The organism is Streptomyces sp. NPDC107471, assembly GCF_055582845.1.
This window is the reverse complement of sequence record NZ_JBVJPC010000002.1, coordinates 252,404-267,946: the sequence shown is the minus strand read 5'-3', so window position 1 is coordinate 267,946 and position 15,543 is coordinate 252,404. Positions and strand designations below refer to the sequence as shown.

At 72.9% G+C, this 15,543-nt stretch carries 7 protein-coding genes; 4 read left to right on the top strand and 3 right to left on the bottom strand.

All coding sequences use genetic code 11. The features are described from left to right. Positions 1 to 46: 46 nt before the first annotated feature. The 3 genes from ACZ66S_RS06100 to ACZ66S_RS06090 form a co-directional block, all read right to left on the bottom strand. On the bottom strand, positions 47 to 1,588 hold the full coding sequence (locus ACZ66S_RS06100) for an alpha/beta hydrolase (protein ID WP_469900002.1): 1,542 nt from the start codon (positions 1,586 to 1,588) through the stop codon (positions 47 to 49). Positions 1,589 to 1,727: 139 nt separating this feature from the next. Then, positions 1,728 to 3,272, bottom strand: a complete 1,545-nt coding sequence (locus ACZ66S_RS06095; RefSeq protein WP_469900001.1) for an alpha/beta hydrolase — start codon at positions 3,270 to 3,272, stop codon at positions 1,728 to 1,730. Positions 3,273 to 3,354: 82 nt separating this feature from the next. Beyond that, positions 3,355 to 6,036, bottom strand: coding sequence for a lysylphosphatidylglycerol synthase domain-containing protein (locus tag ACZ66S_RS06090; protein ID WP_469899999.1), 2,682 nt, complete (start codon positions 6,034 to 6,036; stop codon positions 3,355 to 3,357). Positions 6,037 to 6,222: 186 nt separating this feature from the next. Here ACZ66S_RS06090 and ACZ66S_RS06085 point away from each other — a divergent pair, with 186 nt between their 5' ends. From ACZ66S_RS06085 to ACZ66S_RS06070, 4 genes are all read left to right on the top strand, one after another. Continuing rightward, complete coding sequence (locus tag ACZ66S_RS06085) at positions 6,223 to 6,609, top strand: MGMT family protein (RefSeq protein WP_469899998.1); 387 nt, start codon at positions 6,223 to 6,225, stop codon at positions 6,607 to 6,609. Between the two features lie 275 nt (positions 6,610 to 6,884). Continuing rightward, positions 6,885 to 10,385: an ATP-dependent helicase gene (locus ACZ66S_RS06080; protein WP_469899997.1), complete on the top strand. Its 3,501-nt coding sequence runs from the start codon at positions 6,885 to 6,887 to the stop codon at positions 10,383 to 10,385. A gap of 110 nt (positions 10,386 to 10,495) precedes the next feature. Next, a complete protein-coding gene (locus ACZ66S_RS06075) occupies positions 10,496 to 14,011 on the top strand; it encodes a UvrD-helicase domain-containing protein (protein ID WP_469899995.1) in 3,516 nt (1,171 codons plus the stop codon). Positions 14,012 to 14,015: 4 nt separating this feature from the next. Further along, positions 14,016 to 15,434, top strand: coding sequence for a dipeptidase (locus tag ACZ66S_RS06070; protein ID WP_469899994.1), 1,419 nt, complete (start codon positions 14,016 to 14,018; stop codon positions 15,432 to 15,434). Positions 15,435 to 15,543 lie beyond the last annotated feature (109 nt).

Here is a 15,543-nt window from a genome sequence, read left to right as displayed (position 1 = left end):
TCTCGACGGGAGGGGCTCGGCACCACGTGTGCCGGGTCCCTTTCGCTCACCTGGCGCAGACCTTGCCGTCCTTCGGCACCGTGCCCTTCAGCAGATACGCGTCGACCGTGGCGTCCACGCAGTCGCTCCCGTTGCCGTACGCCCCGTGTCCCTCGCCCTTCCAGGTGAGCTCCACGCCGACCCCCTTGCCCAGCTCGTCGGCCATCCTGCGGGCACCCTCGTAGGGCGTGGCCGGGTCGCCCGTGTTGCCGATCACCAGCACCGGTGCCGCACCGGGCGCGCTCACCTCCGGGGTCTCGTACTGCCCGGGCACCGGCCAGTCGTGGCACCAGCCGGCCGCGTCCCAGCCGAGGAAGGGGCCGAACACGGGTGAGATCCGCTCGAACTCCGGCAGCAGCCGCTTCGCCTCCGCCAGCGTGGGCCGCTGCTTGTCGTCCAAGCACGATATGACCCGTTGTGCCTGCGGAAGCAGGCCGTAGCGCCCCGAGGAGTCACGCTCGTTGTAGCCGTCGGCGAGCGCGAGCAGTTCGGAGCCGTCGCCCCGCTCGGCCGTTGCGAGAGCGCTGGTCAGAGAGGGCCAACTGTCCTCCCGGTACAGGGGCAGGACGATGCCGGTGAACGCCAGCACCTGGGTCAGTTTCCGCCCGGAGTACGTCTCCAGCGGGTGCGTGTCGATGCGGTCCAGCAGGTCGGCGATCCTGCGGGTGCCCCGCGCGGGGTCCTCGCCGGTGGACGCGAGGTAGTTGTCGAGGGCGCGCTGGAAGCCCCGGGCCTGGTTCTTGCGGTGGTCCACCATGTCGGCGCCGGGGTCGACGACCGCGTCGAGCACCAGCCGCCCCACGTTCTCCGGGAACAGATGGGCGTAGACGCCGCCCAGTTCGGTGCCGTACGAGATACCGAAGTAGCGCAGCTCGTCGTCACCGAGGACCTGGCGCATCAGGTCCATGTCCCGCGCGGTGTCGGTGGTCGAGACGTGCGCCAGCAGTTCGCCCGCGTCCTTCTCGCAGCCCTGGGCGAAGTCGGTGGCGTCCCTGAGGTACGCCTGTTCCTCAGCCGGGGTGTCCGGAGTGGCGTCGACCGCCTCGGCCGCCTGCGTCTCCTTGTCGCCGCGGCACCGGACGCCCTCGCTGGCGCCCACCCCGCGCGGGTCCCAGCTCACCAGGTCGTACCGCTCGCGCAGCAGGGACACGGTGGCGGCGTACCCGGGCATGCCGGCAACGCCTGATGCCCCGGGGCCTCCGAAGTTGAACAGGAGCGAGCCGATACGGTCGCCGCCGCGGGCCCTGGAGCGGATCATCGCGAGGTCGATCGTCTCGCCGTCGGGCTTCGCCCAGTCCAGCGGCACCTTCAACGTCGCGCACTGCCAGTCCCTGCCGGGTGCGGAGGAGTCCGCGGTGGCCCTGCAGCGCTCCCAGTCGAGTCTCTGCGAGGTCAGCGCGGCGGGCAGCGCCTTCGCGCCGGTCGTCGTGGGCCGCGCGCCACCCGACCGCTCCTCGCCCCCACCGCCGTCGGACGAACCACCGCCGCAGCCGGCCGCCAGCAGCGCGCCCGCGGCCGCCACACCCGCCCACCGCACGAAACGCCCCATTCCCGTCCCCCTCCCAAGCCGTCCGCGTCGGTCCACGAACGTCGGTCCGGCCATGGTAGGCCGATCACGAATCCCCCGTCCGACCCTGTGGATAACCCTCTGACCTGCACCTTTCGGAGGGAGTCGGGTCGGCTGTGCGCTACGAGCAGACGGTCCCGGCCGCCGGTACCTTCCCGGTGAGGAGATAGCCGTTCACCGCGTTCTGCACGCATGCGTTCTTGCTCTCGTACGCCCCGTGCCCCTGCCCCTTGTACGTCATCTCGATGCCGACGCCCGCGCCGAGCGCCTCCGCCATCTTCCGGGCGCCCTCGTACGGGGTCGCCGGGTCCCCGGTGTTGCCCACGACGAGGATCGGTGCCGAGCCGGGGGCGCTCACGTCGGGATGGTCGGCGGCCCCGGCCACGGCCCAGTCGGTGCAGGTCACCATCGACCAGGCCATGAAGTCGCCGAACAGCGGGGAGGCGGCACGGAACTCGGGCAGCCGCTGCTCGACCTGGGCAGTGGTGTAGCGGGGCTTGTCGTCGGCGCAGTTGATGGAGATGTTGGCCGCGGCGATGTTGCTGTACTCGCCGTTCTCGCTGCGCCCGTTCATCGAGTCGGACAGCAGCATCAGCACCCTGCCGTCACCGTCGTACGCCTGTTCAAGGCCCTCGGTCAGGTACTCCCAGAAGTCCTTCGAGTACAGGGACTGCGCGATGCCGTTGGTCGCGGCGGTCTGGGTCAGGGGCCGCTGCCCGATGCCGGGGATGGGGTTGCGGTCGAGGTCGGACAGCAGTTTCGCGATGCGCTTCTTGACGTCCTGCGCGGTGTCGCCGACCGGGCAGTCCGTGGGCTTCGAGGTGCAGTCCTCGGCGAAGTTGTCGAGCGCGAGCTGGAAGCCCTTCGCCTGGCCGAGCGAACCCTGCTCGCTGCTCTGCGTCGGGTCGACGACCGCGTCGAACACCGCGCGCCCCACCCGCTTCGGGAACAGGTGGGCGTAGACGCCGCCGAGTTCGGTGCCGTACGAGATGCCGAAGTAGTACAGCTTGTCGTCGCCGAGGACCTGACGCATCAGGTCCATGTCGCGGGCGGCGTCCGTCGTGCGCACGTGCGGCAGCATCTTCTCGGAGTTCTCCTCGCAGGCCGCGTTGAACTCCTTGGTGTTGTCCAGGAGCGCGGTGCGTTCGGCCGTGTCGTCCGGGGTGGCGTCCTGCTCGAAGTACACGTCGAGCTGGAGGTCGTTCAGGCACTCCACCGGCGCGCTGCGGCCGACGCCGCGGGGGTCGAAGCTCACCAGGTCGTAGCGGGTGCGCAGTTTCGTGTAGTCGGAGCCGAAGGCGGGCAGCGTGGTCACGCCCGAACCGCCGGGGCCGCCGAAGTTGAAGACCAGCGAGCCGATCCGCTTGTCCTCGGCGCCGCTGGCCTTGGCCCGGATCAGCGCGAGGCCGATCGTGTCCCCCTTGGGCTCGGCCCAGTCGAGCGGGGCCTTGAGGGTGGCGCACTGCCATTCCTCGCCGCCCGGCAGCGGCGAGGGGGCGTCACCGCCGCCCTCGGCCGCGGAAGGGGCCGGGCAGTCCTTCCAGTCCAGCTTCTGGGCCGACAGGTCCTCGTGCTCGGAGTCGTCGCCGCAGCCCGCCAGCCCCGAGGCCAGCAGAAGGGCGGTGGCGGTCAGGGCGGCGACACGCAGGCGAGAGGGGTTCGGCATGAACCCATCCTGCGCTCGCGCGCGCGGGGACGCGCGGAGCACGAGGCGTAAGAGGTACCTGCTCCGGCCGGGGCGGGACGGACTACAGGGCGCCCTTCCGCGACAACTGGTTGAAGGCCAGCCAGCCCGGCAGCACCGGCAGCCACAGCGTCAGCAACCGGAACAGCAGAACGGCCGGCGCGGCGACCTCCTTGGGGAGCCCCACGGCGATCAGACCGACCGTCAAGGTGGCCTCCACGGCGCCCACACCGCCCGGTGTCGGGGCCGCCGAACCGAGCGCGTTGCCGGCGAGGAAGACGACGGCCACGCTGGCGATGCTGAGCGAGGTGCCCTCGTTGCCGAAGGCACGGATGGACGCGTCCAGGCACATCACGAAGCAGGCCGTCAGCAGCAGCATGCCGCCGATGCCGGTGATCAGCTTCTGCGGCCGCTGGAGGACGTCCAGCATGCGCGGCACGACACCCGCGAACAGCGACCTCACGCGCGTGACGACGAACTTCCTGAGGAACGGCACCGAGGTGACCACGAGCACGAGCACCGCCACCGTCAGCAGACCCGCGATGACCGTCCTCGACGGCGACAGCGACGGCGTCTTCTCGGTACCGGTCAGGTAGCCGAAGGACAGCAGCATCAGGATGTGGCAGCCGAGCCCGAACAACTGCGAGGCGCCGACGCTCGCCACCGCGAGGCCGGGCCGTACGCCCTGGCGTTGCAGGAAGCGGGTGTTGAGCGCCACACCGCCGACCGCGGCCGGTGCGACGATCTTGACGAACGAACCGGCGACCTGGGCCGCGACCGTCCGCAGGAACCCCACCCGCTCGGGCACGAAACCCAGCAGCGACATGGCGGCGGCGAAGTAGCTGCACGCCGAGAACAGCACGGCGGCGGCGACCCAGCCCCACTCGGCGTTGGCGACGAGGGGCCCGAACTCGATGTGGGTGAGCTGCGTCAGCAGGAAGTACGCGCCGATGGCGCCCGCGATGAAACTGATCAGCGTGCGCGGCTTCACCCGCTCCAGACGGGCGGGTTCGACCGGCGCCTGCGGCCTGATCAGCAGCACCTGGTGGCGGATCTGCGTCAGCAGATCCTCCTCGCGCGCCTCTTCGATGGCCTCGTCGATGGCCCGCTTCTCCGCCCGGGCCTCCGCCTTGACCGTCTTCTTGTCGGGCTTCTCGAGGACGGGCCTCGCCTCCTCCGGCGCGCCCTCCAGACGGGCCTGCTTGGCCTGCTGGGACGCCTCCAGGACGGCCTCGCGCTCGCGCTGGGCCCGTTCCCGGGCCAGTCTGCGCAGCGTCGCGCGCGTGGAGCGCGTCAGCGCGATGGGCTGGAGCATCGGCAGACAGTCGGCGACGGTGTCGGGGCCGAGGATGCTGACCGCCGAGGCCACCGCGCGTTCCGCGCCCGCCAGCAGTCCCAGGGTGGTGACGAGCTGGGCGACGTCCATGCGCAGCAGCAGGGTGCTGGCCGCGATCTCGCCGCCGCGCAGGTCGGTGAGGATCACCGCGCCGGAACGATCCACCAAGATCGCGTCACCGGCGAGCCTGCGGTGCGCGATGCGCCGCGACTGCAGTGCCTGCACCTGACGCCAGGTGTTGCGCAGCAGTTCGTCGGTGATCTCGTCCTCGTCCAGCGATTCGAGCGTGCGTCCGCCGGTGTGCTCGTAGACGAGCATCACGGCGTCCGGGCCGAGTTCGGAGGTGGCGATCAGCTTGGGCGCGTTGGCACCGGCCGCGATCGCCGCGTAGGCGAGCAGCGCCTCCTGCTCCAGGGCCTGCCTGAGCGACTGGAGGCTGCTGCGGGTGGCGAAGCCGCGCAGCGTGAGGTTGCGCCACACGCGGTAGAAGAAGCCCTGCGCCTGCTGCTCCCGGTCGACCACCGTCACGTCCAGCGGCGGGCCGTCCTCCAGGGTGACGAAGTAGCGCCGGCCGCGGTCGCCGTTCTCCGCGCTCTCCGAGACCTCCTCACGGGCCGCACTGACCGGGTGGAAGCCGACGGTCCTGAGGCCCGCGATCAGCGTCTGACCGGTGGGCCGGACATTGGGCGAGCCGACCGCGTACAGCGTGCCGTAGGCGACCGTCCAGCCGATCAGCACCGTCAGGATGATCGAGAACGGTGTGGTGTAGCCGGTGACGAGCATCGAGAACGCGTCGAGCATCAGCACGATCCACAGCACCGCACGCCAGCGCGGCCTGCGGGACATGCCGACGGCCGTCATATAGGCGATGACGGGCGCCAGATAGCCGTGCACCGGGTCGGTGAGGGCGTGGATGTCACCGGGGGAGGGCTGGGTGAGCGCCTCCTGGATCGAGTTCGGGGCGGCCTTGGCGACCCACAGGTCGGTGGCGAGCGTCACACCGTGGGCGAGGACCGCGGCGAGCACGCCGTCGGCGATCCGCAGTCCGTCGCGCTTGATCAGCCGTTCGATCGCGAACGCGACCGGGACGAGGAGGATCGCGATGCTGGAGGCGAGACCGGCGATCTTGATGAGCAGGTCGGGCGCCTGCCCGGTGCCCTTGTTGATGTCCTGTTCGAGCCCGGAGGTGGTGCCGTGCGCGAACGCGGCGATCGCGAGCAGCACCACGACGGCCAGCACGCCGACCAGCAGCCGCATCAGGTCGGAGGGCCGGTGCACGCGCGCGGGAAGGAGCGGTTCGTCGCTCTCGACCGCGTCGACGTGCACTTCCTCGGCGTCGGCGGTGTCGGGGCGCGACGAAGCGTCAGAGGTGCTCTCGGCGTCCTCCGGGTGCACACCCTGTGGCTTCATCGTCTCTTCTTGATCTCGTATCACCAGTCACCGCCCGCACGATGGTGGCATGCCCCACCGACACACGGGGGTGTCAGGGTGCACATGCGGGGGCGCACAGTCTGCCGGAAGCGCCGTTCTCGGGCGAGGGATACGCACGGTCGCGAGCCCGTCACATTGTCGGTGGGGTGGTGCAGGATGGGGCGGATGAGCGAGCAGAGCCTTCCTCAGGACGCCCACCCGGAGTACGCGGACACGCTGCCGGAGTACGCCGAGCGGGTCCTCGACGTCGCCGAACGCATCCCTCCGGGGCGTGTCATGACGTACGGCGACGTCGCCGAGTGGCTGGAGGAGGGCGGCCCCCGCCAGGTCGGCCGGGTCATGGCCCTGTACGGCGGAGGCGTGCCGTGGTGGCGTGTGGTCCGCGCGGACGGCGTCCTGCTCCCGGGGCACGAACTGCGGGCGCTCGACCGGTACCGCGCCGAGGGCACGCCCCTGAAGGAGGCGAGCAGGGCTGCCGAGGGCCATCTGCCGCGCCTCGACATGCGGCGGGCCCGCTGGGACGGTGGCGATCGGGCGGAGGGTCACACCTGACAGCTTCCGCCATCCGGCGGGCCCGGGAGCACCCTGAGGCCCGTACGGGGGAAACACGGCACGTCTGTGGCATGCCGTACGTTCGTGGGGTGAGGGACGTACGGGTCGCGAGCGACTCGTGGGCCGCACGGGACGCCCGGGATGAATCGGAAGCCCTGCTTCCGCACTCCGCGTCGGCGTAGCGTCGGCTGCACGCGTCCCCCTCACCCCCCGTCCACCGCCCTCCACGCGCGGCGGGCCGCCCGACAGCACACCCACCAGGACCGGCGAACCACGTGAGCTCCTCTTCCTCCACCAGGCGTCTGTCGCACTCCCAGGTGCGACAGGGGACCCGTGGCGCTTACCGACTGGTCCGTACCCAGCCGGCCCGCGTGGCTCCCCCTCGTCTGGACGCCGCACAGCGCGCCGTGGTTGAGCACGGAAGCGGTCCTTTGCTCGTTCTCGCAGGTCCGGGCACCGGGAAGACCACCACCCTCGTCGAGTCGGTGGCCTCACGAATCGCCCGTGGAGGGGACCCCGCGCGCGTGCTCGTGCTGACGTTCAGCCGCAAGGCCGCCGTCGAACTGCGCGACCGCATGGCGCTGCGCATAGGAGCGGCGCGCGCCCCGCAGGCGACGACCTTCCACTCGTTCTGCTACGCCCTGGTCCGCGCCCACCAGGACAGCGACCTGTTCGTGGAGCCGCTGCGGCTGCTGTCCGGCCCCGAGCAGGACGTCACCGTGCGCGAACTCCTCGCCGGCCAGCCCGACCTGGAACGGCTCGGCCTCGCCCACGTGCGCTGGCCGGACGAACTGCGCGCCTGCCTGACCACCCGCGGCTTCGCCGACGAGGTCCGCGCGGTCCTTGCCCGCAGCCGCGAACTGGGCCTCGGTCCCGGCGCCCTGGACGCCTTCGCCCGCCGCATCGGCCGCCCCGACTGGCGGGCCGCGGCCGCCTTCCTCGCCGAGTACCTCGACGTCCTCGACCTCCAGGGCGTCCTCGACTACGCCGAACTCGTCCACCGCGCGGTGCTCCTCGCCCGCCGCCCCGAGGTCGCCGAGCGACTCGCCGCCCAGTACGACGCCGTGTTCGTCGACGAGTACCAGGACACCGACCCGGCCCAGGTACGGCTGCTGCACGCCCTCGCCGGCGGCGGCCGCACCCTCGTCGCCTTCGGCGACCCCGACCAGTCGATCTACGCCTTCCGGGGCGCGGACGTGAACGGCATCCTCGACTTCCCGTACGACTTCCCCCGCGCGGACGGCCGGACGGCGCCCGTGGAGGTCCTGCGCACCTCCCGCCGCTCCGGCGCCGACCTGCTGGCCGCGACCCGCCTGGTGACCCAGCGCATGCCCCTGACCAGGCTGCCAGCGGAGAAGGTCCGCGCCCACCGCGAGCTCGCCCCGGTCCGCGAGGGCGGGCGCGTCGAGGTCTTCACCTACCCGACCCCCGGCACGGAACTGGACAACATCGCGGACATCCTGCGCCGGGCGCATCTGGAGGACGGCGTTCCGTGGGGCGAGATGGCCGTCCTGGTCCGCGCGGGCTCACGCACGATCCCGACGGTCCGCCGCGCGCTCACCGCGGCCGGCGTACCCCTGGACATCGACGGCGACGACCTCCCCCTGCGCCACGAACCGGCGGTGGCCCCCTTGCTGACGGCCCTGCGGGCGGTGGCGACGGCGGAGGAGGCGGGGGGTGTCGTACGGCCTGAGGAAGCCGTAGGTGTCGTACGGCCTGAGGAAGCGGGGTCGGAGGAGGCAGGGCCCGAGGGGGCGGGGTCGGAAGAGGCACGTCCCGAGGAGGGCATCGTTACCGAGGAGCGGCTGTCGGACGACGAGGCCGCCTCTGCGGACGAGACCGCTCCCGAGGAGCCGCCGTCGGACACGGGGGAAGCCTCCGAGACACCGTCCGTGGCGACCTCCTGGCTCGACACCGAGACCGCCCTCACCCTCCTCGCCTCCCCCCTCGCCGGTATGGACGCCGCCGACCTGCGCCGCCTCGGGCGGGCCCTGCGGGACGAGGAGCGGGCCGCGGGCAACGCCCTGCCGCCGCCCTCCGACGTGCTGCTCGCGCGGGCCCTCGCCGAGCCCGAACGGCTGGCCGTGCACGACCCCGCGTACGCACGCGGAGCCCAGCGGCTCGGCGCGTTGCTCGCCAAGGCCCGGCAGCGCCTCGCGAACGGCGGCAGCGCCGAGGAGGCGCTCTGGGACCTGTGGGAGGGCACGCCGTGGCCCGGGCGTCTGCAGCGGGCCGCCCGCCGCGGCGGGGCCGCGGGGCGCAACGCGGACCGGGATCTCGACGCCGTGTGCGCCCTGTTCGCGACCGCCGCGCGCGCGGAGGAGCGCACCGGAGGCCGCGGCGCCCTGAACTTCCTGGAGGAGATCGACGCCGAGGACATCGCCGCCGACACCCTCACCCGGCGCGCCGTACGCCCCGACGCCGTCCGCCTGATGACCGCGCACCGCTCCAAGGGCCTGGAGTGGCGGCTGGTCGTCGTCGCGGGCGTCCAGGAGGGCCTGTGGCCCGATCTGCGCCGCCGGGGCTCCCTCCTGGAGGCCGACCGCATCGGCCGCGACGGACTCGCCGAACCGCTCACCCCGGGCGCCCTGCTCGCCGAGGAGCGCCGGCTGTTCTACGTGGCCGCCACGCGTGCGCGTGAGCGACTCGTCGTCACCGCGGTGAAGGCCCCCGCAGACGACGGCGACCAGCCCTCCCGCTTCCTGACCGAACTCGGCGTCGAGCCCAAGGACGTCACCGGCCGCCCGCGCCGCCCGCTGTCGGTCGCCGCACTGGTCGCCGAACTGCGCGCCACCGTCGTCGACCCGCGCGTCTCCGACACCCTGCGGGAGGCCGCCGCCCGCAGGCTGGCCCGGCTCGCCGCCCTCGCCGACGATGACGGCCGCCCGCTCGTCCCCTCGGCGCACCCCTACCGCTGGTGGGGCATGTTCGAGCCGACCGAGTCCAAGGTGCCGCTGCGCAACCGCGACCAGCCCGTGGTGCTCTCCGGCAGCGCCCTCGACCAGCTCGCCAACACCTGTGCCCTGCAGTGGTTCCTGGGCCGCGAGGTGAAGGCCGACGCCCCCGCCACGGTCGCCCAGGGCTTCGGCAACGTCGTCCACGTCCTCGCCGACGAGGTCGCCTCCGGGCACACCCCGGCCGATCTCGACGTCCTCATGGAGCGCCTGGACTCCGTGTGGAACGCACTCGCCTTCGACGCGCCCTGGAAGTCGGCGCAGGAGAAAGAGAACGCGCGCGTGGCGCTCGAACGCTTCCTGAAGTGGCACGTCATGGACCGCACCGGCCGCACCCCCGTGGCCAGCGAGCACGACTTCGACGTCACCCTGGAGGCGGGCGAGGTCGAGGTGCGCATCCGCGGTCAGATGGACCGCGTCGAGGCCGACGGCGAGGGACGCGCGTACGTCGTCGACTTCAAGACCGGCAAGCAGCCCGTGAGCTCCGCCGACGTGGAACGCCACCCCCAGCTCGCCGTCTACCAGCTCGCCGTCCGCGAGGGGGCCGTCGACGAGGCCTTCGACGGCGTACGCCCCGAGCCGGGCGGCGCCGAACTCGTCCAACTGCGGCAGGGCGCCCCCAAGCGGGACGGCGGCGAGACCCTGCCCAAGGTCCAGGCGCAGGAGCCGCTGGAGGGGGAGTGGGTCGGTGACCTGCTCGCCACGGCGGCCGGCAAGGTCCTCGACGAACGCTTCACGCCGAACGCCGGCCAGCACTGCGCCCACTGCGCGTTCCGGGCCTCGTGCAGCGTCCGGCCGGAGGGGCGCCACGTCGTGGAGTGAGGTGAGCATGCCGGTGTGATCAGTCGCACCACACGCGCTGACCTGCGTATCCTCCGCCCCGAGGGGCGATTCGTCCTCCGCTGTCAGTGCGCGCCGCTAGCCTCTGCGACATGCCCGCCCGTATCACCGATCCCGATCAGCTCAAGGAGCTCCTCGGCATCCCGTTCACCCCGGAGCAGACGGCCTGCATCACGGCGCCGCCCGCCCCGCAGGTGATCGTGGCCGGTGCCGGCTCGGGCAAGACGACGGTGATGGCGGCCCGCGTGGTCTGGCTGGTCGGCACCGGACAGGTCGCCCCCGAACAGGTCCTCGGCCTCACCTTCACCAACAAGGCGGCGGGCGAACTCGCCGAACGCGTCCGCAAGGCGCTCGTCAGGGCGGGCGTCACCGACCCCGACGTCATCGACCCGGACAACCCGCCGGGCGAACCCGTGATCTCCACCTACCACGCCTTCGCGGGCCGCCTGCTGACCGACCACGGCCTGCGCATCGGCCTCGAACCGACCTCCCGTCTCCTCGCCGACGCCACCCGCTACCAGCTCGCCGCGCGCGTGCTGCGCGAGGCGCCCGGCCCCTATCCCGCGCTGACCCGCTCCTTCGCCGACCTGGTCAGCGACCTCCTCACCCTCGACGCCGAACTAGCCGAGCACCTGGTCCGCCCCGAGCAGGTGCGCGCCCACGACGCCGAGCTGCTGCTGACCCTCCGGGGCGCCAAGCTCACCAACGACGCCCTGCGCAAGGTTCCCGAGGCGGCCGCCGCCCGCCGCGAACTCGCCGACCTGGTCGTCCGTTACCGCGCCGCCAAACGCGAACGCGACCTGCTCGACTTCGGTGACCAGATCGCCCTGTCCGCCCGCCTTGCGGGGATCCCCGAGGTGGGCCGCGTCCTGCGGGACGAGTTCCGGGTGGTGCTGCTCGACGAGTACCAGGACACCTCGGTCGCCCAGCGCGTCCTTCTGGCGGGGCTGTTCGGCGGGGGGACCGGCCACCCGGTCACCGCCGTCGGCGACCCCTGCCAGGCCATCTACGGCTGGCGGGGAGCCTCCGTCGCCAACCTCGACGACTTCCCCGAGCACTTCGCCCACCCCGACGGCCGCCCCGCGACCCGCCAGTCCCTCAGCGAGAACCGCCGCAGCGGCGGCCGCCTCCTCGACCTCGCCAACGGCCTCGCCGAACCCCTGCGCGCCATGCACGCGGGCGTGGAGGCCCTCCGCCCGGCCCCCGGCGCCGAACGCGACGGCATGGTGCGCTGCGCCCTCCTGCCCACCCACGCCGAGGAGATCGACTGGCTCGCCGACTCGATCGCCCACCTCGTACGGACCGGGAAGGCGCCCGGCGAGATCGCCGTCCTGTGCCGCACGGCGACCGACTTCGCCGAGATCCAGGGCGCCCTCGTCGAGCGGGACGTCCCGGTGGAGGTGGTCGGCCTCTCGGGCCTGCTGCACCTGCCCGAGGTCGCCGACCTGGTCGCCGTCTGCGAGGTCCTCCAGGACCCCGGCGCCAACGCCGCCCTGGTCCGCCTGCTGACCGGCCCGCGCTGGCGCATCGGCCCCCGCGACCTCGCCCTCCTCGGCCGGCGCGCCCGGCGTCTGGTGTCCCACACGCGCGTGGACGCCGACGACGACCCCGACCGCCGGCTCGCCGAGGCCGTCGAGGGGGTCGACCCGGCCGAGGTGATATCGCTCGCCGACGCCCTGGAGACCTTCCTGGAGACACCCCTCTACAGCGACGACGAGGACGACGACGGACTGCCCTTCTCGCCGGACGCGCGCGTGCGGTTCGCGCGTCTGGCCGCCGAACTGCGCGACCTGCGCCGCTCGCTCGCCGACCCGCTGATGGACGTCCTGCACCGGGTCCTCGCCGTCACCGGCCTGGAGGTCGAACTGTCGGCGTCCCCGCACGCGCTGGCCGCCCGCCGCCGCGAGACCCTGTCCAACTTCCTCGACGTCGCCGCATCCTTCGCGGCCGGGGACAACGAGGCGACCCTCCTCGCCTTCCTGGGCTTCCTGCGCACCGCCGCCCAGTACGAGAAGGGCCTCGACAACGCCCTGCCCGGCGGCGAGAACACCGTCAAGGTGCTCACCGCGCACAAGTCCAAGGGCCTGGAGTGGGACGTCGTCGCCGTCCCCGGCCTGGTCACCGGCACGTTCCCGAGCAGCCAGGGCCGCGAGAAGTGGACCGCCCAGGGCAAGGTGCTGCCGCACGCGCTGCGCGGCGACAGCGACACCCTCCCCGACATCAACTCCTGGGATGCCCGCGGCATGAAGGCCTTCCACGAGGCCATGAAGGACCACCAGCACACCGAGGAACTCCGCCTCGGCTACGTCACCTTCACCCGGCCCCGCTCCCTCCTGCTCGGCTCCGGCCACTGGTGGGGGCCCAGCCAGAAGAAGCCCCGGGGACCGTCCGACTTCCTCCAGGCCCTGCACGACCACTGCACGGCCGGCCACGGCGAGATCGAGGCGTGGGCCGACGAGCCCGCCGAGGACGAGGAGAACCCCGCCCTGCACAGCCGGACCGAGGACCAGGTCTGGCCCCTGCCCCTGGACGACAGGGCCCTCGCCCGGCGCCGGGCCGCCGCCCAGACGGTCCTGGACCACCTGGAGGCCCTCGCCGCCCACACGGACACCCACCCCGCGGCCGTGCACGACCCGGACACCTACGACGACCCGGACTGGCCCCCGCCGCCGGACGATGAGCCGGAGCACTCCGAAGAGCCGCCCTACGAGGACGAGGGTTTCGGCGAGGACGGCACCGAGGACTGGGACACCTTCACCACGGCCCGCCCGGCCGTCCCGCACCAGGCCACGGCCCCGGAGGCGCCCACCACGCCGGCCCGCCCGCACCCCGCGGACCCGGAACCCCTCACCCCCGAGGAGGCCCGTGCCGTCGCCTCCTGGGACCGCGACCTCGACGCCCTCACCGGCGAACTCCTGCGCGCGCGGGAAGCCGTCACCGACGTACCCCTGCCCGCGTCGCTCACCGCGACCCAGGTGCTGCGCCTGGCCGCCGACCCCGACGGGCTCGCGCAGGAGCTCGCGCGCCCCATGCCGCGCCCTCCGCAACCCGCCGCACGTCAGGGCACCCGCTTCCACGCCTGGGTCGAGGCCCGCTTCGAGGCCCTGACCCTGCCGATGCTGGATCCGGACGACCTGCCCGGCGGCGACGCCGAGATCGCCGACGAACGCGACCTGGAAGCGCTCAAGGACGCCTTCGAGCGCACCGAGTACGCCCACCGCACCCCCTACCGCCTGGAGACGCCCTTCCAGCTCGCCGTCGCGGGCCGCGTGATCCGCGGCCGTATCGACGCCGTCTACCGCGAGGGCGACGGGGACAGCACGACGTACGAGATCGTCGACTGGAAGACCGGCCGCACCCGCACCGCCGACCCCCTGCAGCTCGCCGTGTACCGGCTGGCCTGGGCCGAGCGGCAGGGCGTGCCTGTGGAATCCGTCACTGCGGCGTTCCTGTACGTCCGCACCGGAGAGGTCGTACGGCCCAGGAACCTGCCGGACCGGGCCGCCCTGGAGCGGCTGTTCACGCAGGGCCGGGGAGGACGAGCGGACGGCTCCGCGCAAGCAAACTGTGAGGAACCGCCCACCGAGGATGTCGGTGCGGGCCGATAGGCTCATGACCATGAGCCAACCCGTTGACAGTGACGTCAGCGCCGTCCGTGCGTACATCGAGCAGCACCGCGCCGCCTTCCTCGACGACCTCGCCGCCTGGCTGCGCATCCCGTCCGTCTCGGCCCAGCCCGACCACGCACCCGATGTACGCCGCAGCGCCGAGTGGCTCGCCGCCAAGCTCACCGAGACCGGTTTCCCCACGGCCGAGGTCTGGGAGACCCCGGGCGCGCCCGCCGTCTTCGCCGAGTGGCCCGCCGACGACCCCGCGGCGCCCACGGTCCTCGTCTACGGCCACCACGACGTCCAGCCCGCCGCCCGCGAGGACGGCTGGGACAGCGACCCCTTCGAGCCGGTCGTCCGCGGCAACCGCCTCCACGCGCGCGGGGCGGCCGACGACAAGGGCCAGGTCTTCTTCCACACCCTCGGCGTCCGCGCCCACCTCGCCGCGGCCGGCCGCACCGCCCCGGCGGTGCACCTGAAGCTGCTCGTCGAGGGCGAGGAGGAGTCCGGCTCCCCGCACTTCCGCGCGCTGGTCGAGAAGCACGCGCGGCGACTCACCGCCGACGCCGTGATCGTCTCCGACACCGGCATGTGGTCCGAGGACACCCCCACCGTGTGCACCGGCATGCGCGGCCTCGCCGAGTGCGAGATCCGGCTGTACGGACCCGACCAGGACATCCACTCCGGCTCCTTCGGCGGGGCCGTGCCCAACCCGGCCACGGCGGCCGCCCGCCTCGTCGCCGCCCTGCACGACGAGCACGCGCGTGTGGCGATCCCCGGCTTCTACGACGACATCGTCGAGCTGACCGACCGGGAGCGCGAGCTCTTCGCGGAGCTGCCCTTCGACGAGGAGCAGTGGCTGCGCACCGCCAAGTCGCACGCCACCCACGGCGAGGCCGGACACACCACCCTGGAGCGTGTCTGGGCCCGCCCCACCGCCGAGGTCAACGGCATCGGCGGCGGCTACCAGGGCCCCGGCAGCAAGACGATCGTCCCGTCCTGCGCCATGGTCAAGCTCTCCTTCCGGCTGGTCGCCGGCCAGGATCCCGGCCACATCGAGAAGGCCGTCCGCGACTGGGCCGCCGCACAGGTTCCGGACGGGATCCGGCACGAGATCACCTTCGCGGCCGCCACGCGCCCGTGCCTGACCCCGCTGGACCACCCGGCCCTGCAGTCCGTCGTACGGGCCATGGGCCGCGCCTTCGGCGAACAGGTCCGCTTCACCCGCGAGGGCGGCTCCGGCCCCGCCGCCGACCTCCAGGAGGTCCTCGGCGCACCCGTGCTGTTCCTCGGCATCTCCGTCCCCTCCGACGGCTGGCACGCGCCGAACGAGAAGGTCGAGCTGGATCTGCTGCTCAAGGGCGTCGAGACCGCCGCGTACCTGTGGGGTGATCTCGCCGAGCACTGGAGCCACGCGCCCTGACCGTCCGCGCCGCCCGACCGGCACCGCGCGAGGGGCACACTGAAAGGGCCGCCGCGCGAAGCCCCGCCGGACCGGCCGCCCCGCGCCGCACGTCCCGCCGAACCACCCG